The sequence below is a fragment of the Marinoscillum luteum genome, assembly GCF_044005705.1.
Lineage (GTDB): Bacteria > Bacteroidota > Bacteroidia > Cytophagales > Cyclobacteriaceae > Marinoscillum > Marinoscillum luteum.
Genome location: NZ_JBIPKE010000018.1, coordinates 1 through 20,428, shown reverse-complemented (window position 1 = coordinate 20,428; position 20,428 = coordinate 1). Strand labels below are relative to the sequence as shown.

Sequence of the window (20,428 nt, the reverse complement as noted above, 5' to 3'; positions counted from 1 at the left end):
ATCTTAATCTGTTTTCTTCTCGCTAGGGCTTGCTTTTGCGCTCTCGTCGATCTCGTTTTTGATCTCCTTGGTGGCATCTTTAAATTCTCTGATCCCTTTTCCCATTCCTCTGGCAATCTCCGGTATCTTCTTTGCTCCGAAAAATATGATCACAAATAAAATGATCACAATGAGTTCCCATCCTCCTGGCATTCCAAATGCTAACACCGTATTCATAGTGGTTGTGTTTAAAATTGACTCCAAAGATAGCTATAAAACCCGCCTACCAAAAAATCATTTGGGAGAAAGCCATTGCTCCGGATTAAGTTTCGCGTAGTTTTTCCAAACTTCAAAATGTACTTCTGATACACCATTGGTATCTGTATGCACTGCTCCCAATGGTTGTGCTCTTTTAACAAGAGTTCCTTTCTTTACATTCACTTCTTTCAGGCGAGAATAAACGGTATAGTACTCACCATGCTGTAGAATTACCACATTGTACATACCGGGTACGTAGGCAATTTGAATGACTTTCCCATCGTATACACTTTTGACGGATTCATCTTTTTGGGTTTGAATATCCACGCCAGGATTGTCCTGCATGATGCCTTTCATGACCGGATGTGGGTGCTTTCCGAATTTCGAAGAAATAAAGCCTGAACTAACTGGCCACGCCAGTTTATTCTTATTGGACTCAAACGAAGCAGAAATTTCATCCTCGTTGGCTATGGCCGTGGAAGAAAGAGTTTTGGATCGCTCCAGTTCTTTGCGCACAATTTCAGCAATTAGATTATCCAATCGGTCAACTGCCTGTTTTCTGTCTGCCAGCTCTTTTTTGAGCTCTTTTTCCTTTTTGGTAAGCTCCTGCACCAGGCCACTTTGTTTGGTCTTCAGGTTAATCAGTTTTCGGTTTTCGGCCAACTGCTGATTGAGGAGTGTCTTTTGTTCGGACCTTTTGATCTCTACCTGATTTCTTTGAGCATCCAACTCCCTGGAGACCTCCTCTATTTGCCGGGCCTGAATTTTCCTGGCATCGGCATATTGTTCGAGGTATTTCAATCGCATGTAGAGCTGATTGAAGGTGCGGGCAGAAAACAGAAAAGTCAGCTTGGAATAGCCATGATTAGCCTTGTAGCTGCTGTAGATCATCGCAGCGTATTCTTGCTTCAGGTTCTTCAAATCACTCTGAAGGGCATTGACCACAATGCTCAAATCATTGATCTCTCCATTGAGGAGTCCCACCTCCTGATTTAAGGCACTGATAAGCCCCTCACGGGCTTCTATCTGCTGATTGAGTGCTCTGAGTTGACCAAGTGTGGCTTTTTTCTCTGATTCAGTATCGCTGAGGATTTTCTCTGCTTCAGCGATTTTGCTCAGGTTCTCCCGTTTTTCCTGCTCCAGCTGAGATTTGGTTTTTTGAGCATGAACTCCAGATGCCAACAGCAAAACAAAAAAGCTAAAAAATGCCAATCGCTTACTTACGATCATATCGCTGTGGGATGTTAAAGGGAAATTTTAACGGTTTTTTCTCGATTTCAGTCTGCTTAAACTCGATGATTACCTTCACCGGATCAGTTCCCTTTTTGGCATATTCCAAAATAGCGCTGATCTGAAAGGGGAAAACCTCCTGGTCAACGAGCTGAAAATCAGTGTAATTTACAGAAATTGTATTTCGCGAAAGCGTATCCAACACCTGGATCTTTTCCAACTTCATAGACTCTGTGCCAATGAAGTTTTCGAAGAGATAGCTACTGTGTTGCTGACTATAGGCATAGGTACTTGCCGTTCTGACGAGCCGCTCCCGATCGTAGGGGTACACCAAATTGCCCAGCATGGCTGATTCTACCAGGCTGTAGTTGAGATCAAAATCCAGTTTTTTACTCAATTCAGCAAAGCTATACTTCATGTATACTTTATTGATTTTGTCCAGTACGGTCACAGAATCGGTGGTAATAAGCACCCTGGCAGCCTCTATGCCCAAGCCGGGAGACAGGGAGACCCATATAATACTATCCTTCCGAATGCGGATGTTTGCCGAACCGGATACATTGTTCTTTTCGGACTCAAAATTGATTTTTGCTTTGGAAGACAAAAAATCAAACTTGGCGTCATTCACCACTAATCTGGTGCTGTTTCGATCAAAAATGCCTGAGAATTTCTTGTTACAGCCAGTAAGTAGAATGAGTGCTATCAATAATACACCTAACCAGCTATTCGTATAGTTTCCTGTCTGCAATTTTCTTCTCAATGTTTTTGGAGGCATCCTCATACTGGCTGGCGCGTTTCCACTGGTCGATGGCCTCATCTATCCGTCCCAATTTATACAATACATCACCATAGTGCTCAATGACCGTCCCATCATCCTGCAAATTAGCCGCTTTTCTTAGATAAATCAGTGCCTCCTCGTATCGTCCAAGGGTATACAGCACCCACCCGTGAGTATCGAGGTAGGTAGGATTATCCGGATGCATCGTTGCCAGCCTGGTGGACATGGCAAGTGCCTTGTCCAGTTTTTCATTGCGAAGGCTCAAAAAATAGCTGTAGTTATTCAGCACATGATCATTTTGCGGATCGGCCTTCAGAGCGTCATCATATGCACTATAGGACTTGTCAAACTGCTTCATGCCATTGTAGGCATCGCCCAGTTGCCCATAAAAAATGGTTAGAAGTTTAGGATCAGTAGCATATTTCTTACCCTGATCCAACACTTGTACCGATCTTTTGAAGTTTTTGGTAATGAGGTATCCTGTGCCAGCAAAATAATAGAGCGCTGCCTGATTTGGAAAGTACTCCATGGCCTGCTCAGCATGTACAATCACACTGTCAAACTGATTGAGGTCCGATTCTACACTGAGGATATTTTGCCATACACCGTAGTTGGTCGGATCCAATTTGATCGCTTTCAGGTAAAACTTTCTGGCCTCCTCTTTTTTCTCCAGTCGATACATCACATCTCCGGTGAAGGCTTGGACTTCATACTGATTAGGATAATCTGTCGCCAGACTCATTGCCATTTGGCTCACCTTGTCAAACTCCTCAGAAGTGATCACAAAATCCAAAAATCGATTCAATACCTGAAGTTTTGCCTGAAAGTCAACATCCGAAGAGCCCATTGTGCTTTCGGACAGGTCCATGGCCAATGCAGTATTCCCTTCGCTCAGTGCGATTTCGCTCATTAGCAAATCTGCGTGCTTGTTGTTCTTCAGGTTTTGCAGTCGCTCCTTGGCCTCATCCATCAGGTTCTGAGAGATCAAAAATTCACAAAGTTCGATGGCATACCGGTCGTTATCTGCATTTTCTTTAATCAGCTTATCCCAGTCCGCAATGAGTGATGGGTAGTCACGCTTCTTGAGATATATTTTCTGTTTTTCGCGCAACACCATCTCATTCATGCCAAAAATCTCCTCGGCCTGCCGATAAGTAGCTAAAGCCTTTTCGTTTTTCCCCTGGTATTGATAGATGATGGCCAGATCAAACAAGTAGCTTTCAGTGCCGGGTATCTCATCTATCATCTGCTGGTACAACCGGGCTGCTTCGTCAAAATCAGACAGGGCTTTGTGCACCTCTGCGGCAAGCAGAATGTAGTATTTATTGGATTTGTCGAGGTTCATCGCTTTGGTGGCGTATGGAAGCGCCTCGCGACTCTCTCCATTTTTTATGAGTATTTCGGCTATTTTAAAATTGACGACAGGGTTATTGGGGGCAATCTCCAGCACAGCCTTGAAAAGTTCCAAAGCTTTGTATTCATTATCCAGGATGAGCTCGCGCTCAGCATCTATCAGCATGGTCTCAGCTTTGAGCGCCTCTCCTTCTGACAGCTCAGTGACATCAAGTGGCGCAAAATCTCCACCCTGATTGTTTTTCTGACTGTAGCCCGCCAGTGAGCACAACAACATCCCTATCCACAAAAAATAATGAGCTCTCATATTATCCCTTCCATTCCGTAAAGTCACCCAGGCTAACCTCAGCTGGTTTTGCTTCCATGATAACGCAGTTTCCAATCATGGAGTTAACTAAATTAATGTCTTTTAAATTGACATGGTTCTGGATCAACGAATCCTTAATACGACTATCCCGAATCTCAGATCCAGCGCCTACTGAGACATTGGGTCCAATGACCGATGAGGTTATTTTGACCCCATCACCTATATATACAGGTGGTATGATCACGGTGCCTTCTATCACAGCAGAATCTGAAATGATGTTCTCGTCCAGAAAACCAAGATAGCGACTATTAGACTGTACGGTGACCTTTTTATTACCACAATCAAGCCATTCGTCCACAGCACCTGTGGTAAAACGCACCCCTTCTTTTTTGAGATTTTCCAGTGCAGTTGTAAGCTGAAATTCACCCGAGGCTCGGATATCATGCTCGATGATGTAATCCAGCTGATCCCGGAGCTTCTCGCCCTCCTTGAAGTAGTAAATGCCGATGATGGCCAGGTCAGAAACAGGGTTCTTTGGTTTCTCCACAAACTCCGTGATTACTCCCTCTATGTCCAGATTGACCACTCCATACGCACTCGGATCTTCCACACGCTTCACCCAGATAATCCCGTCATCCTCAGTGTTCAGTGTGAAATTCGCCTTGAACAAGGTATCAGAAAAGGCTACCGTCACCCGGCCTTGAAGCACTTCACGTGCGCAGTGCACCGCATGAGCTGTACCCAGGGCTTCCTGCTGATAGAAAATGTGACCAGTGGCTCCCACAGCCTGTGCTATTTGCAAAAGCTGTACTTCGGTCTCCGGACCAAAATCCCCAACCACAAACCCAATGTGCTCAATCTTCTCTGGTGTGACCGCCGCAATATCCTCCACCAGCCGCTGCACGATGGGCTTACCGGCGATCGGAATAAGCGGTTTCGGGGTGGTAAGGGTGTGTGGCCTAAGCCGCTTGCCCATACCTGCCATGGGTACGATGAGGTTCATATATTCTACTTGTTGAAAGTCTGTTTTCGGAAATCCAATAACCATACCAGCACCACATACAAGGCGATTAACCCAGTGGCACTGAAATACTTATATTCCTGACAAAGGTCGCAAAAATAAAACGCTAATATGGAAAGGCCAGCCAAAGCCATATAAAAAAGGCCTTTCCCGGTTTTATAAGGGACGAAGTAATGCTTTTGACCGATGACATAGCTCAGGCATACCATGAGCAGATAGCTAAAAAAAGTGGTCATAGCACTCCCCATATAGCCTAGCACAGGAATCAACGCAAAGTTGAGCCCGATAGTGACCAAAGAACCGATGATCGTGATCCAAGCCCCATACTTAGTCTGGTCGGTGAGTTTGTACCATACGGAAAGGTTAAAGTAGACCCCAAGAAATAGTCCTCCGCCCAACAGCCAGGGGACAATATCCAATGCAGATAAATAGCTTGGCTGCCTCAGAAAAATGGGTGCCAAATCCTGTAAGACCAGAGAGATGACCAACCAGGAGAATGATCCGAAAATGATGAAGCCGTGCATCACCTTAGCAAAAAGTTCCGGTGAGTTTTTGTCGGCAGATTTCGAGAAAAAGAAAGGCTCAAAAGCATATCTGAACGCCTGAACAGCTAACGTCATGAATACCGAAAGCTTATAGCAAGCCCCGAAAACACCCAAAATTTCCTGATTGCTCTGTCCCGGATAGAAATTTTCTGGTAGCGAGTATTTCAAAAGCACCCGCGAGAGCATTTCGTTGGTGACCCCCGCAAAACCCATCACCAGAAGTGGAGTCGCATAGAGCATCATCAGCTTCCAGTCCCGCCCCATCGACAACTTTAACCGGACCAGCCACGGCGCGAAAAACAGCAGGTAAAACCCATTGGCTATGAGATTGGATATAAAAACATACCCCACACCCAGCTCAGGAAAATATACCAGCCCTACCCATGATGCTGGAAACTGAGCCAGCCACCAGGGACAAAAAACCAGGAAAAAGATATTAAGAGCAATGTTTAACCCAATGTTGCTCAGCTTGAATGTGGCAAACCTCAACGCCTTTCCCTCCAATCTGAGGCGTGCAAAAGGTACAGCTACTACCGCGTCTATGGCCAGCACCAGTGCCAACCACACCACATATTTACCCTGGCCAGGATATTCCAAAAGGGAGGCAATATTCTGCGAAAACAGCACAAGGGTAGCACTGAACAGGACAGAAGTAATAATGAGAGAGGTCTGGGCTACATTGAAGTAATGCCGGGCATCGTTGCTTTTAGTAGCAAACCGGAAGTAAGCAGTTTCAAATCCATAGGTGTACACAATATTGAGAAAGGCCACGAAAGCATATAGCTCTGTTACCACTCCATAATCCTCTGGTGAAAAAACTGCTGTGTAAAGTGGTACCAGAAGGTAATTCAACACCCTCCCCAGCACGCTGCTGGCTCCGTAAACCACCGTTTGGCTGGCAAGCTGCCTGAGTTGCCCCACTATTCTCCCTTAAACTCAGGTTTTCTTTTTTCCATGAACGCGGCAGCACCTTCCTTGAAATCGTCTGTGCCACAACATCTCGCAAAAGCATTAGCCTCTGTCTGATAACCATTTTCATCCTGATTGAAAACCGCATTCACACAGTCTACTACCAGTCCTATAGCGATCGGGGCTTTTGAAGAAATCTTCTCTAAAATATCATTGGCCTTAGCCATCGCGGCTTCTTTATCCACTTCCGTATAATTCACCAATCCATAGCTCAGGGCCTGGTTGGCATCCATCATATCTCCGGTCATGAGATACTCAAAGGCTCTGCCCTTACCAATAAGATGTGTAAGGCGCTGTGTACCACCATATCCCGGAAGAATGCCAAGATTCACCTCTGGCTGCCCGAATCTGGCATTGGCCGTGGCCACACGCATATGACAGGCCATCGCCAGCTCACAGCCCCCACCAAGGGCGAACCCATTCACCAATGCAATGACAGGAGTATGACAGTTCTCGATCAGTTGAAAGACCTCCTGGCCCTCCTCGGAGAACTTTCGGGCGTTCATCTCATTCAGTTCGGAGAATTCACCAATATCCGCACCGGCCACAAAGGCCTTTTCTCCGGCACCAGTGATAATGACACCACTAATATCCTTGTCATCATAGACCGACTGAATCACTTCTTTCAGTTCGGCTATGGTATCAGTATTGAGTGCGTTGAGTTTACTTTCCCTATTGATGGTCACGGTGAGAATACTCCCGTTGGTCGATAGAGAAAGATTTTGCAGGTCTGCCATAGGTTGATTGATTTCTAATGAAGTCGAAAGAAAAATTAAAAATCAGATTAAGTCAAACAATTTACGCAATAAGGACGATTTTCAAATGGCATTTGAATGCTTATTCTATTAAAGCCCATTTTGCTTCGATATTATTTTGTGGAAACCAATTGTACTTCAAGATTGTCCAGCATGGTCTCCGTCATTTTTGCCAAATCAAATGAAGGGCTCCAATTCCAGTCTTCACGTGCCTGATCATCAGCTATGCTATCAGGCCAGCTATCTGCTATCTGTTGTCTAAAATCGGGATTGTATTCTATTTGAAAATCCGGATATCGTTTACATATCTCCCTATAGATCATATCCGGCGAAAAGCTCATAGCCGAGATATTGTAGCTGGATCTCACTTTCAGCGCGGTGGGATCTGCCTGCATCAGGTCAATGGTCGCCTTCACGGCATCATCCATATACATCATCGGTAGCAGTGTATCAGGCTTCAGAAAACATTCATAGCTATTGTCGAGGATAGCCTTCCAAAAAATATCCACCGCATAGTCGGTGGTACCGCCTCCTGGCTTGGCCTTATAGCCTATGAGCCCGGGATATCTCATAGAACGAACGTCTACTTTGTATTTTTGAAAGTAATACTCACACCACCGCTCTCCCGCTAGTTTACTAATGCCATAAACCGTGTTGGGGTTCATGACGGTAGTTTGTGGCGTCTGCACCATCGGTGTATCCGGGCCAAATACCGCAATGGAGCTTGGCCAATAAATCTTTGAAATCCTGTCCCTTCCTGTTTCCAGTACATTGAGCAGGCTAGTCATGTTCAAGTCCCAGGCAAGCATTGGGTTTTGCTCGCCCCGAGCCGAAAGAATAGCTGCTAAATGATAAATCTGATCAATATTGTGGGTAGAGATTACCTCATCTAGCCGGGACTTATCCATCACGTCCAGCTGTTCATAAGGTCCATCCTTGATCAGATCTACCGCCTCGCGAAGATCAGATGCTATCACATTTTCAACACCAAACAGATCACGGAGTTTCAGGGTCAACTCCGTACCAAGCTGCCCACAGGCACCTATGACAAGTATTTTTTTCATCGAAGGGGGTTATGTCGTTTATTCTGGGCAAAAGTAGTAATTTGATATTTCTCGCCACTATAACCTCGAATCCTTCTAAATTTGTTTTCTCATGAATTTAAGAGCTTACCTTATCAGCAAAAAAATAGATCCCGATCGCCTGAAAAGCAATGAAAGTGACCTTTATAAGTCATTCAACATCATTTTCTCGCAGATGCATCCAGATAGCTTCACGGCGCAAAAGCTCTTTTTGATCAATAAATTGAGAAGAAAATACAGGCTGGAAAAAGAACCTGAAGAAAACATCGTAAAGCAGGTGAAAAAGGTGAAGCCAAAGATTGTTCCTAGATTAAAATAAACAACCCCAATGTACAACGCACTCAAAACTAAACTCGAAAGCGAACTAGCGGAAATAAAAGCAGCCGGGCTCTATAAAGAAGAGCGAATCATCACTACCCCACAAGATGCCGTCATCAAACTCCAGAATGGGCAGGAAGTCATCAATTTCTGCGCAAACAACTATCTGGGGCTGTCTTCGCACCCCAAGGTCATAGAAGCCGCTAAAAAAACCATTGATACCCATGGATTTGGAATGTCTTCAGTGCGTTTCATCTGTGGTACTCAGGATATCCACAAGGAGTTGGAGGAAAAAATCTCCGCCTTTCTGGGCACTGAGGACACCATCCTGTATGCGGCAGCCTTTGATGCCAATGGTGGCGTATTCGAGCCTCTTTTGGGGCCAGAAGATGCCATCATCTCGGATGCGCTCAACCATGCCTCGATCATCGATGGTGTAAGGCTCTGCAAGGCGGCAAGATATCGCTATGCAAACAATGACATGGCAGACCTGGAGGCCCAGCTAATTGCGGCATCAGAGGCTAAGGTGAAAGTGATCGTCACGGACGGCGTGTTCTCTATGGACGGTACCATTGCCCAGTTGGACAAGATATGCGAGCTGGCAGAAAAATATGATGCTGTGGTCATGACCGATGAATGTCACTCCACCGGGTTTATGGGCAAAACCGGACGTGGAGTGCACGAACACAGAGGTGTCATGGGCGAGGTAGATATTATCACAGGCACGCTGGGGAAAGCACTGGGTGGTGCATCGGGAGGCTTCACCTCAGGAAAAAAGGAAATCATCGAGCTCCTGAGACAAAGATCCAGACCATATCTGTTTTCAAACACACTGGCACCTTCCATAGTGGGTGCATCGATAGCGGTAATCGATATGCTCTCAGAAACCACCGAATTGCGAGATAAGCTGGAAGCCAATACCCACTATTTTAGAGAACAAATGACCGCTGCCGGTTTTGACATCAAGCCAGGGGAGCATGCCATAGTACCCATCATGCTGTACGACGCTGTGCTGTCTCAGGAAATGGCTCGGAAACTCCTCGAGAAAGGAATCTATGTCATTGGTTTTTACTTCCCGGTAGTGCCCAAAGGACAAGCCAGGATCAGAGTGCAAATGTCTGCGGTACATGACAGGGCTCATCTCGATAAGGCAGTCAAAGCTTTTACGGAGGTAGGAAAAGAACTTGGAGTAATCAGCTAGCCTTAGCTGATTCTTTCACCGGGGGCTTTGGCTCTTCCTTCTTGGAATCTTCCTTTTTTTTGGGCTCCTCCTTTTTGGTGGAGCCTTCTTGTTTGGCCTTCTTCAATACACTCTCGGAGCTCGTCGTTTCCTTGGCATCCTCATATAGGTATTCATTGATGGTCTTACGAAGTTCCTGAGTGGAGAGGTTATGAAAAATCTCGCCATTTCGCATGGTAGAAATCTGGCCTGTCTCCTCAGACACCGCTACTACCAGGGCATCAGTGTTCTCGGACATTCCAATACCCGCGCGGTGCCTCAGACCAAACTGAGCAGGAACTTCCCGCTCTGTCACTGGTAAAATACAGCGTGCTGCAATGATTTTATTGTTATAAATAATCACGGCACCATCGTGCAGCGGACTATACTTATTGAAAATAGCCATTAGCAGTCGCTTCGAGATCACAGCATCCAGCCGATCACCGGACTCTGCAAAAAATTTCAACTCGGAGTTTTTTGAAATCACGATAAGCGCTCCGGTATTTGTACCTCCAAGGGTTTTAGCCGCTTCTATCAGTGGGGTTACATCTGCCTTCTGATAATTCCCTTTGCTGGACCAGATGGACTTGAAATTATCGAATAAATTCCCTTCATTAAAAATGGACGTACGCCCGAGCAAGAGTAGGAACTTTCGAATCTCCTGCTGAAAGAGAATGATGGCAGCCAAAACTCCCACACCCATAAACTGTCCCAGCACATTGCTGATCAGCTCCATCTCCGCGGCTTTTACCATCAGGTAAATAAGATAAAGCACCAGAAAGCCCAAAAAAACCTTGATAGCCACGCTGCCCTTCATCAGTTTGTATACCTGATATAGCAAAATGGCAAACAGGAAGATATCGATGATATCCACCCAGCCTATTTCCAGAAATCCGATATAAAAACCTAAGATCAATTTATAATTTGATTAACGAGTTTTACTGCTTCTACCGCCTCCTTCACATCATGTACTCGGAGTATTGAAGTGCCTTTCAACAAAGCTACGGTATTTAATACAGTTGTGCCATTTAACGCGGCTTCTGCTTCAATATTTAGTGTTTTATAAACCATCGACTTGCGGGATACCCCAATCAAAAGCGGATGGCCGAGATGTTTTAAGTACTCAACGCGATTCAATAGATAAAAATTCTGCTCCACAGTCTTGGCAAATCCAAAACCAGGATCGATGATCACGTCCTTGATTCCGGCGGTCTTTGCCGCTAAGATGCGCTCTGAAAAATAGTGGGTCATCTCTCCAAGCAGGTCTTCATATCCGGTCTTTTGCTTCATATTCTGGGGCGTCCCCCGCATATGCATGGCAATATAAGGCACTCCCATCCTGCCCACTCTTTCCAACATCCGATCATCCAGCATTCCCGCAGAAATATCATTAACGATATGTGCCCCGGCACCGATGGCCTCACTGGCTACTTCTGAGCGAAAAGTGTCTATAGAAATAATCGCCTCCGGAAATCTGGATGCTACCTGCCTGATAGGTTCCAATACCCTTTTGATCTCATCCTTTATGTCAATATCCTCTGCTCCTGGCCGTGTGGAGTACCCACCTATATCCAAAAAAGTGGCACCTTCATTGAGCATCTTGTCCGCTGAATGTAGCAAGTCAGCCATTGTCTGCTGTCGGCTACCCCCATAAAAAGAGTCTGGCGTTACATTGAGAATTCCCATCACTTTCGGCACAGACAAGTCCAGCAGGGTTCCCTTGATATTTATAGATTTTTGAGCAGTCAATGTGTTAGATTTGTCGCGAACGAACGTCAGCATACAATATAACTTATTTCAGAAATTGAAAGACCGTACGATCCATCAATACCGCGAAATTATCGCATCCTGCAAAGAAATATTTGCAAAAAAGACCAAAGATTACGGTACTGCCTGGAGGATTCTCAGGCTTCCATCGATCACTGATCAGATTTTCATCAAAGCCCAGCGCATCCGTTCCATTCAGGAGAAGGGATCTCAGAAAGTAGGGGAGGATATTCAATCAGAGTTTATCGGTATCATCAATTACTGCATCATAGCCTTGATACAAATGGAGCTGTCCAAGGATGACCCAATGGAAATCAGCTATGAGGTGCTGGAGCCAAAGTATGACCAGGCGGCTGATGCCACGCTTCAGCTACTGGCCAACAAAAATCATGACTATGGAGAGGCCTGGAGGGAAATGAGGATCAGCTCCATCACAGACATCATCCTGATGAAGCTCCTCCGCGTGAAACAAATAGAGGACAATGCGGGTAAAACAATTATCTCTGAGGGCATTGACGCCAATTATCAGGATATGATAAACTACTCAGTGTTTTGTATGATCAAACTCAAAGAAGAAAAGGCATGAAAATTTTATTCGATATCGCCAGATACCTGGTAGGTGCACTATTTATTTTTTCTGGTGTCATCAAAGTCAATGATCCCATTGGCACAGCCATCAAACTTCAGGAGTACTTTGAAGTCTTCGCTTATGATTTTGCTCCATTTTTCGAGTGGTTTGTGCCTGCAGCACTCTTTTTGGCAGTACTGCTCAGTGTGCTTGAGGTAGTACTCGGCATTGCACTGATTATTGGTTTCAAAATGCCAAGAACCAGCTGGGCACTTCTGCTAATGATTGTCTTTTTCACTTTTCTTACCTTTTACTCAGCCTATTTTAATAAAGTGACTGATTGCGGATGCTTTGGTGACGCCATTAAGCTTACGCCATGGCAGTCATTTTACAAAGACCTCATACTGCTGGTTCTGATCATTGCCATTTTCAAAAACAGACATCAATATGGTAGCTGGTTTTCTGAAAAATTTGGCTTCTTCAAAGTGGTCGGATCAGCCATAGTTTTCACACTTTTGGCTTACTATGCCATTGCCCATCTTCCATTTCTGGATTTTAGAGCCTATGCGGTGGGTAACCACCTGCCTTCACTCATGGAGCCTTCTGAGGAGTTGCGCTATCAGTATGTGATGGAGAAGGATGGTAAGGAAGAAATCCTGGATACATACCCAACTGACAAAGCTTACACCTTCAAAGCCATGGAGCTGATCAACCCCGAAGCCCAGCCCAAAATCACCGACCTGAGTGTATGGAATGATGAAGGAGAATTCACTGAAGAATTGCTACGAGGAAACAAACTGTTGATCATCATTTACGATGCCACCAAAGCCTCACGAACAAACATCGAAGCTATTAAGACACTAAGCTCTCAAACTCAAAATGCTGATGTTTGGGTACTCACCGCATCAGGATACGAAGAATTTGAAGCCTTCAGGCATGATGTACAGCTGGCGGCACCTTATTTCTATGCGGACGCCACTGTGCTGAAAACCATGATCCGGTCAAATCCCGGAGTGATGCTCCTTTCCAATGGCACCGTAGTAGGAAAATGGCATCACAACGACACTCCAGATGTTTCTGAAATCAACGGATTATTGCCATAATGAAGCTTGGTAAAATCTATCTGATAGGTATGCCCGGATCGGGAAAGTCCTATTTTGGAAAGCAGCTGGCCAGTTCCGTAGAATTCCCTTTTGTAGACCTGGATCATGAAATAGAGGTACAGGAAGACAGGGAGATTTCAGCTATTTTCAGCGAAAAAGGAGAGGCCCATTTTCGGAAAGTAGAAAGTAAAATGCTTGTCTCGCTTTCGGAAAAATATCCTGGAGCAATCATCTCCACGGGGGGAGGTACTCCTTGTTTTCATAAGGGAATGGAATACATGAAAGGTCATGGAATCACCATTTTTCTGGAAGCCGATAGGGATCTTCTCATAGAGAGAATAGCTAGGAAAGACCATCGGCCGCTCATGCAGGGCGATGTTGAAAATAGGGTGGACGAACTGCTAAAAGCCCGGCTCCCCATATATAGAAGCGCCCACATCTCTATTGAACATAGAGATGTAGACCTTTTATTAGCTGCGATTAAGGCACTTTAGAAGTTGAAACCAATCGTTGCGGAGACTGTATTGGTCCGCTGCTCTATATCTGCAATGGGAGTACCGGTGCTGATCTGATAGGGTGAGTAGGCATCAAAAGACTTTCGATTCACTACTGCCAGATCGATGAAATAATCTCGGGATCTGTATCCTAACCCAAACGATACGTTTTGACTTCTACCATCAAAAGAATCATTGTTGGCAAAGGCGTCTCCGAAAAAGGCATATCCCGCCCTAAACCTGAAATCATCGTACCGAAATTCTGATCCGATCCGAAAGTTCATGGTGTTTGTATATAAATTTTTAATGGTCTGATTATCTGCTACCACAGAGAAATCATTGGATTTCAGCTGGCTCCTGGTATAGTCCACAAACTCCACATCCCCGGAAATGAAACCAACTTTACCCAGAAAGAAGGTGGCTCCCAGAGAGAGTTTTCCAGGTGTCTTCAAGTTGTATTGACTCATGGTAAGATCGCTGGTTTCCTTATAAGAACCCATGTCATAAAAGACTGAATCACCCTCACTATTGGTACCATTGTAGTAGGAGTAATTCTCATTCCAGTCAGTAGCAAAAGTGAAACCACTCTCATCGTTCAGGCTATAGTACGTGGGGGATTTATAACTCAGCCCCAATGTCACAAAATCCACCGGACGAACTATAAGCCCTCCATTGAAGCCCACCCCACTGCCATCTATGGTGAGTTCATCTTGGATTTGAATTTTGTAAAGGAGATCATCCTGGTTTCCATCTACATCCCGAAACGAATCTTCGGTATAAGTCCTGATTCTGCTATACCGTACTGACTCAAAGGACAAGCCTGCTCCAAAATAAACCCGATCATCATAGTTTCCGCCCCAGGCGAAATTCAGGGCGCTTTGTCCTCCTTTGGTAGTAATTCGCTCAATCTGTCGTGGTAAATACCCATCATAGCTATTGGCTCCCACCAGGGAGGTATACCCATCAAAGTCTCCATCAGGATAAATATATGTTCTTCCATCAGCACCCTTCTCGTAGAGGTATCCGTCCGCATTTTCGATCAAAAACTGACCAAAGGCGTAATCGATATAAGCATCAGAGAGATCGTTGTTTGCACCCTCTACAAAACTATCCACAATCGAATTGGAGGTATTTCTTCCTTGATAAAAAACCTCGCTGTTGAAGTTGTTGCTCCTGTTAAACGTAATCGCAAAAGATCCCCCTTTGAATTTCTCATTGGTATAATCACCCTTATTGGAATTAAATACCATCCCGAGATTCGCAAAATTGAAATTATTCTTATAAGTAGAAATGGTGTTCCCAAAATAGCTCGCATCCGAATTATTGAAGGTCATGCTGGGGGTGAACGAAAGAACGCTCCTATTGAAAAATCCCAACCCGGCCGGATTAGATCCGGCGGAACTCATATCTGCACCTAAAGAAATTTGAGTGCCTCCAAGCCCTTGCATCCTGGCAGTGCTCCCATAAACCGGACTAGTCTGGCTAAAGATTCTGGCATCCTGATAATAACCCAATGACCCATCTGCCACCTGCGCGCTGGCTGACCATGCGGATATAGCTATCCCGGCAAACATGATATATTTGAACTGATTCATAGATTTAGATTTTTTTAACTGCCTGTATTATCTGCCACCACCTCTCGAACGAGAAGAACTGGAGCCACCACCGGACGAACGTCCACTACTACTTCCCCCACTGCTGGATCGCGAAGATCCGCTGCTGCTAGAGCCAGAAAAAGACGACCTGCTCGATGAGCTACTACTTCTGCTTGGAGTATAACTACTCGAACTTCTGCTTCTGGTAGAGCCTGAGGAATAGGATGACGATGAACTACTACCAGATGATCTTGATCGGCTATAGTTCGAGTTACTGTTTGAGCTGCTCGCTGCAGCACTGTTATACCTCCTTGTGCCAGATGTAGATCCCGAATTTCTCAAAGTACCTCCAGAGTTACTATTCCCACTTCGAGAACTATATGTTGGCTGGGTACTTCGACTATTCCCATTTGTAACGGTAGTGACCCTACTTCGGCTCGAAGTTGCAGATGAATTGGAGACATTAGTACCGGATACACCAGCTCTCGACCTGGAGAAATACTCATTTTGGGTTCGGCTGTAGTCCCTGCGATCAGCAGTTGACACGTCAGCCCGTCCACTGGCCGAGGATGGCGCATTCACTCTACTGTTGGTTCTTGTTCCACTAGCCACTGTACCACCTCTGGAGTACCTGCTGCCCACCACTACATCTCTGCCTCGTGGCGATACATATCCATTGTCTGAGTAATACCCGCCATGATATAGACCGTGATAAAATCCTGATGTGTATGCGTAATTGTATCGATTCCATCTGCTCCAGCCCCATCCGCCATAGTATGGGCTAGACCATCCATACCGCGGATCATAAAATCCACCCGCATAGCCCGGGTACCCCCATGAATTATACCAGGGGGTATAGTATCCTCCCCACCCATTACCATATCCAAATGAGATGTTAAATCCGGTGTTCCACCCAAACCATGGATCATACCATAGACTAGCTCCAGAGTTCCATCCCCTGTTATTCCATCCATTGCCATAGCCGGCACTGTTGCTATAATAATTATTAATTACTGTGGTACCAGGCTGGTCATCCACATAAGATTCAGGGTAATAGGAAATATTGGAATAGGAAGGCTCGCTGTAGGTGGCATTATCATCTACCTGATCTACATAGTCACTGTCAGTACCATAGTCCTTACTAGCCTGATATCTCGCAATGTATTCTGGATTCACCTCATGAGCAGAATAGTTATCTGTGTAGGTGTTGTTGGTGTAGGACTGATAGGTGCTCGCGCTTTTGTTCTCCACCTTCGGCTCCTCCTTCACCTGCTTTCTGTCTTTGGACGTAAAGTACAGGTCATCATACTCCTGGGCTAAAGCCCCGCTAGACACTACCATCATCACCAAAAGGCCTGATATTCGAGAGAGTTGTTTAAAAGCTTCCATAATTCCTACGTTTTATTACTATTACAATGAAACCCGGGTCTGAGTTTCCGCTTTGTCCACCTATATTTGTGACCCAGATTTCAGAAGAAAAATAAGCAATTACTATACCAAAACACTAAATCTAGCATGAGTAAAGCAATACCTAGCAGATCCGAAGACTATTCTCTGTGGTACAATGAGCTGGTTAAGAAGGCCGGTTTGGCCGAAAATTCCCCTGTTAGAGGCTGTATGGTCATAAAACCATATGGTTTTGCTATCTGGGAAAAAATGCAGCAGACGCTTGATAAAATGTTCAAAGAGACTGGCCACTCTAATGCTTACTTTCCACTTTTTATCCCCAAATCCTTCTTTAGCAAAGAAGCTTCACACGTAGAAGGCTTCGCAAAAGAGTGTGCTGTGGTGACGCACTATCGCTTGAAAAATGATGAAGTGAATGGTGGCGTGATGGTAGATCCGGATGCTAAACTGGAAGAAGAATTGATCGTTAGGCCCACTTCGGAAACGGTAATCTGGGATTCCTACAAAAACTGGATTCAGTCATATCGCGACCTCCCGTTGTTGATCAACCAGTGGGCAAACGTTGTGAGATGGGAGATGCGTACCAGACTTTTCCTCAGAACTGCTGAGTTTTTGTGGCAAGAAGGGCATACAGCCCATGCCACCAGACAAGAAGCCGAAGAAGAAACGGTGCAGATGCTGAACGTGTATGCAGAATTCGCTGAAAATTTCATGGCACTTCCTGTTACCAAAGGTATTAAAACTGAAAACGAACGTTTTGCGGGAGCTGTGGAAACCTACTGCATCGAAGCAATGATGCAAGATGGCAAAGCACTGCAAGCAGGTACTTCACACTTCTTGGGTCAAAATTTTGCCAAAGCTTTTGATGTAAAATTTGCCAATAAAGAAGGTAAAGAAGAGTATGTCTGGGGAACTTCCTGGGGTGTATCCACCAGACTCATGGGAGCCCTGATCATGGCTCATTCTGATGATGAAGGTCTTGTTCTCCCTCCAAACCTGGCCCCTATTCAGGTTGTGATCGTTCCTATCTATAGAAAGGATGAGGAATTGGAGAAAATATCAGAAGTGGCTGAGAAGTTTACCAAAGAGCTAAGAGCCAGAAATATCTCAGTTCAATACGATAAAAGAGACACCCACAAGCCTGGATGGAAATTTGCGGAATATGAACTCAAAGGTGTTCCAGTGCGAATTGCGATCGGGCCAAAAGATTTGGAAAAAGGCACCGTAGAAATTGCGAGAAGGGATACCAAAGAGAAGCAATTTGTTGCGCAGGGTGAAACCGTCGAACATATTGTAACGCTGTTGGATGACATTCAAAAAAACATCTACCAAAAAGCTGCTTCCTTCAAGGAAGCAAATACCCATCAGGCAGATTCCTACGAAGAGTTCAAAGAGGTAATTGAGAAAAAAGGTGGCTTTGTGTATGCACATTGGGATGGAACTTCCGAAACGGAAGAGAAAATAAAAGAAGAAACCAAAGCCACAATTCGCTGTATTCCACTAAATTCAAACCAGGAAGAAGGAACCTGCATCTATAGTGGGAAACCTTCCAAAGGAAGAGTTCTCTTTGCAAAAGCGTACTAAATCATGGAGTGGATCACCGTCATCGGATTAATATTATTTGGCATTGGTCTTTTGATCATAGAGGTGATATTTATACCCGGAACCACCATCGTTGGTATCGCCGGGTTCATTTGTTCCGGATTCGGTGTATACCTTGGGTATGATTACTTTGACAGCACCACAGGTACTACTATACTCATAGTCTCGAGCAGTTTCTTGCTTGTTGTGATGATTTATGCCTTTAAATCCAGGGCGTGGGAACGTTTCTCCCTGAAAGATGAAAATACCGGGAGATTTAATGATGATTTTAAAGTAACCCTCTCGGTAGGAGATCAGGGCCAAACCATCTCCTCCCTAAAGCCAAGCGGAAAAGCATTGTTTAATGAAAAAGAGCTGGAAGTCAGATCAAACGGTGGATTCATTAATGAGAATCAACAGATAAAAATCATTCGTATTGAGCCTAACAAAATAATTGTAGAACCCATTAACTAGTATCATATGATCACCACAGTAATTATTCTATTTGCGTGTATAATAGCTTTCTTCGTTTTTCTGTATTTCGTACCAATCAACCTCTGGATTACAGCCATTTTCTCCGGCGTTAGAGTCGGCTTATTGGAGCTCGTTTTTATGAGAATCCGGAAAGTGCCACCATCAGCCGTCGTAAATGCTTTGATCACAGCTACTAAGGCCGGGTTAACCATTACTGAGGATGAATCTGGACTAAAAAGAAAACTGAAGACTCAGGATCTGGAAACACACTATCTGGCAGGTGGAAATGTTCCTCAGGTAATCAGAGCATTGATCTCAGCGGACAAAGCCAACATCAATCTCACTTTTAAACAAGCCACTGCCATCGATTTGGCTGGAAGAGATGTGTTTGAAGCTGTTCAAATCTCAGTGAACCCAAAAGTAATCAACACTCCATCGGTCGCTGCTGTTGCAGCAGATGGCATTCAGCTTGTCGCTAAAGCCCGAGTTACTATTCGAGCCAACATTCAACAATTGGTTGGTGGTGCCGGAGAAGACACTATCTTGGCCAGAGTAGGAGAGGGTATTGTAACCTCTGTTGGTTCTGCTGCCAGCCATAAAGAAGTGCTGGAAAATCCAGATAAAATATCAAAACTAGTCCTTGCAAGAGGTCTGGATGCAGGTACTGCATTTGAGATATTATCTATTGACATTGCAGACGTAGACGTAGGAGCTAACATCGGTGCCAAGCTACAAACAGATCAAGCATCCGCTGACTTAAAGGTAGCGGAAGCAAAAGCGGAGGAAAGAAGAGCAATGGCTGTTGCCGAAGAGCAAGAAATGGTCGCTAAGGCGCAGGAAGCAAGAGCCAAAGTGATTTTGGCCGAAGCAGAAATCCCTAAGGCCATAGCTGAAGCCTTTAGAAGTGGAAACCTTGGAGTAATGGACTATTACAAGTTCCAAAATATCCAGGCAGATACTGATATGCGCGAATCCATTGCCGGATCAGGAACCAAAAAAAGCGGGTCTAGCACCAAGAAAAAAGGAGAGTAAGAAAACACCTCCTATCGAAATCCAAGCTGCTTCACGATGTGAAGCAGCTTTTTTTATGATGATCTCCTCACAAGCCGCGAAATTCATAATATAGCATTCCACGTCAGTTCGGTGCAAAGTGAGCCCCTTTTAGTGGCAGCACAAGAAAGTAACACTTGACCTTTTAGAATACCTGCAAATCCAAACAAGCACAAGGGCTAGCGAAATAGGAGTTGGCGCCGAAAGACCTCACACAATATGTAGGATAAGCTTTTGGTTCGACCGGCCAGGTTGGTGCCATTTTGTGGGACACCAATTGTCTTCTTTGCCTGCGCGGCCCGGGGCAAGCAAAGAAAATGAAGGTAAGTGGTCAATCAATTGGATTGAGGCATCTAAAGTACCAATCACTACCTCCCCATCCATCTTGAATGCAATCTCCCCTGAACTTTATGACTGATTCTTAACCTCTCCTCGGCTTCTCATAATTAGGCATAAAAAAACCCTTACCAAGTAAATGAGAAGGGTTAATAAAAGACTGGCAACGACTTACTCTCCCACCTGTTACGGCAGTACCATCAGCGCTGGTGGGCTTAACTTCTCTGTTCGGAATGGAA

20 protein-coding genes and 1 rRNA gene are annotated in these 20,428 nt (G+C 44.9%); 8 read left to right on the top strand and 13 right to left on the bottom strand.

Annotation, left to right across the window (positions count from 1 at the left end; genetic code table 11):
- Positions 1-3: 3 nt before the first annotated feature.
- From ACHKAR_RS13810 to ACHKAR_RS13775, 8 genes are all read right to left on the bottom strand, one after another.
- Positions 4-216 carry a Sec-independent protein translocase subunit TatA/TatB gene (locus ACHKAR_RS13810; protein WP_159582266.1) on the bottom strand — a complete coding sequence of 71 codons (213 nt, stop codon included), beginning with the start codon at positions 214-216 and terminating at the stop codon, positions 4-6.
- A 57-nt stretch (positions 217-273) separates the two neighbouring features.
- Positions 274-1,467, bottom strand: a complete 1,194-nt coding sequence (locus ACHKAR_RS13805) for a murein hydrolase activator EnvC family protein (protein WP_395417892.1) — start codon at positions 1,465-1,467, stop codon at positions 274-276.
- Positions 1,454-2,227 (bottom strand): DUF4292 domain-containing protein, encoded by a 774-nt coding sequence (locus tag ACHKAR_RS13800; RefSeq protein WP_395417890.1) that lies wholly within the window; start codon positions 2,225-2,227, stop codon positions 1,454-1,456. Before ACHKAR_RS13800 ends, ACHKAR_RS13805 begins: the two co-directional genes overlap by 14 nt.
- On the bottom strand, positions 2,190-3,905 hold the full coding sequence (locus tag ACHKAR_RS13795) for a tetratricopeptide repeat protein (RefSeq protein ID WP_395417888.1): 1,716 nt from the start codon (positions 3,903-3,905) through the stop codon (positions 2,190-2,192). Before ACHKAR_RS13795 ends, ACHKAR_RS13800 begins: the two co-directional genes overlap by 38 nt.
- 1 nt (position 3,906) lies before the next feature.
- Complete coding sequence (locus tag ACHKAR_RS13790; protein WP_395417886.1) at positions 3,907-4,908, bottom strand: sugar phosphate nucleotidyltransferase; 1,002 nt, start codon at positions 4,906-4,908, stop codon at positions 3,907-3,909.
- A gap of 5 nt (positions 4,909-4,913) precedes the next feature.
- Positions 4,914-6,392 carry an oligosaccharide flippase family protein gene (locus tag ACHKAR_RS13785; RefSeq protein ID WP_395417884.1) on the bottom strand — a complete coding sequence of 493 codons (1,479 nt, stop codon included), beginning with the start codon at positions 6,390-6,392 and terminating at the stop codon, positions 4,914-4,916.
- Complete coding sequence (locus ACHKAR_RS13780; RefSeq protein WP_159582260.1) at positions 6,392-7,177, bottom strand: enoyl-CoA hydratase/isomerase family protein; 786 nt, start codon at positions 7,175-7,177, stop codon at positions 6,392-6,394. Before ACHKAR_RS13780 ends, ACHKAR_RS13785 begins: the two co-directional genes overlap by 1 nt.
- Positions 7,178-7,308: 131 nt before the next feature.
- On the bottom strand, positions 7,309-8,259 hold the full coding sequence (locus ACHKAR_RS13775; protein ID WP_395417882.1) for an NAD-dependent epimerase/dehydratase family protein: 951 nt from the start codon (positions 8,257-8,259) through the stop codon (positions 7,309-7,311).
- 91 nt (positions 8,260-8,350) lie between these two features.
- On the opposite strand from ACHKAR_RS13775, the gene ACHKAR_RS13770 reads away from it, so the two are divergent.
- Together ACHKAR_RS13770 and kbl are read left to right on the top strand one after the other, a co-directional pair.
- Positions 8,351-8,596, top strand: a complete 246-nt coding sequence (locus ACHKAR_RS13770; RefSeq protein ID WP_395417881.1) for a hypothetical protein — start codon at positions 8,351-8,353, stop codon at positions 8,594-8,596.
- Positions 8,597-8,605: 9 nt separating this feature from the next.
- Positions 8,606-9,796, top strand: a complete 1,191-nt coding sequence (gene kbl, locus ACHKAR_RS13765; RefSeq protein ID WP_395417879.1) for a glycine C-acetyltransferase — start codon at positions 8,606-8,608, stop codon at positions 9,794-9,796.
- Here the strand turns inward: kbl and cdaA are convergent.
- Entirely contained in the window at positions 9,789-10,730 is a 942-nt protein-coding gene (gene cdaA, locus ACHKAR_RS13760) for a diadenylate cyclase CdaA (RefSeq protein ID WP_159582256.1), read from the bottom strand. The genes kbl and cdaA overlap by 8 nt on opposite strands.
- Positions 10,727-11,596, bottom strand: a complete 870-nt coding sequence (folP, locus tag ACHKAR_RS13755; RefSeq protein ID WP_159582255.1) for a dihydropteroate synthase — start codon at positions 11,594-11,596, stop codon at positions 10,727-10,729. The genes cdaA and folP overlap by 4 nt, the downstream gene beginning before the upstream one ends.
- A 22-nt stretch (positions 11,597-11,618) precedes the next feature.
- On the opposite strand from folP, the gene ACHKAR_RS13750 reads away from it, so the two are divergent.
- Genes ACHKAR_RS13750 through ACHKAR_RS13740 form a run of 3 tightly spaced genes read left to right on the top strand, consistent with a single transcriptional unit; the run spans position 11,619 to position 13,746 of the window.
- On the top strand, positions 11,619-12,167 hold the full coding sequence (locus ACHKAR_RS13750) for a DUF1599 domain-containing protein (protein WP_159582254.1): 549 nt from the start codon (positions 11,619-11,621) through the stop codon (positions 12,165-12,167).
- Entirely contained in the window at positions 12,164-13,252 is a 1,089-nt protein-coding gene (locus tag ACHKAR_RS13745; protein ID WP_395417877.1) for a BT_3928 family protein, read from the top strand. Before ACHKAR_RS13750 ends, ACHKAR_RS13745 begins: the two co-directional genes overlap by 4 nt.
- Complete coding sequence (locus tag ACHKAR_RS13740) at positions 13,252-13,746, top strand: shikimate kinase (RefSeq protein WP_395417875.1); 495 nt, start codon at positions 13,252-13,254, stop codon at positions 13,744-13,746. Before ACHKAR_RS13745 ends, ACHKAR_RS13740 begins: the two co-directional genes overlap by 1 nt.
- Here the strand turns inward: ACHKAR_RS13740 and ACHKAR_RS13735 are convergent.
- Positions 13,743-15,341 carry an OmpP1/FadL family transporter gene (locus ACHKAR_RS13735; protein ID WP_395417873.1) on the bottom strand — a complete coding sequence of 533 codons (1,599 nt, stop codon included), beginning with the start codon at positions 15,339-15,341 and terminating at the stop codon, positions 13,743-13,745. The genes ACHKAR_RS13740 and ACHKAR_RS13735 overlap by 4 nt on opposite strands.
- Positions 15,342-15,368: 27 nt before the next feature.
- Positions 15,369-16,730 (bottom strand): hypothetical protein, encoded by a 1,362-nt coding sequence (locus ACHKAR_RS13730; RefSeq protein WP_395417871.1) that lies wholly within the window; start codon positions 16,728-16,730, stop codon positions 15,369-15,371.
- 126 nt (positions 16,731-16,856) lie between these two features.
- On the opposite strand from ACHKAR_RS13730, the gene proS reads away from it, so the two are divergent.
- Genes proS through floA form a run of 3 tightly spaced genes read left to right on the top strand, consistent with a single transcriptional unit; the run spans position 16,857 to position 19,835 of the window.
- Entirely contained in the window at positions 16,857-18,332 is a 1,476-nt protein-coding gene (gene proS, locus ACHKAR_RS13725) for a proline--tRNA ligase (RefSeq protein ID WP_395417869.1), read from the top strand.
- 3 nt (positions 18,333-18,335) lie between these two features.
- Positions 18,336-18,803: an NfeD family protein gene (locus tag ACHKAR_RS13720; RefSeq protein WP_395417867.1), complete on the top strand. Its 468-nt coding sequence runs from the start codon at positions 18,336-18,338 to the stop codon at positions 18,801-18,803.
- A gap of 6 nt (positions 18,804-18,809) precedes the next feature.
- On the top strand, positions 18,810-19,835 hold the full coding sequence (gene floA, locus ACHKAR_RS13715) for a flotillin-like protein FloA (protein WP_395417865.1): 1,026 nt from the start codon (positions 18,810-18,812) through the stop codon (positions 19,833-19,835).
- 512 nt (positions 19,836-20,347) lie between these two features.
- On the opposite strand, the gene rrf is transcribed toward floA, so the two are convergent.
- A 5S ribosomal RNA gene (rrf, locus tag ACHKAR_RS21800) occupies positions 20,348-20,428 on the bottom strand; the annotation flags it as partial.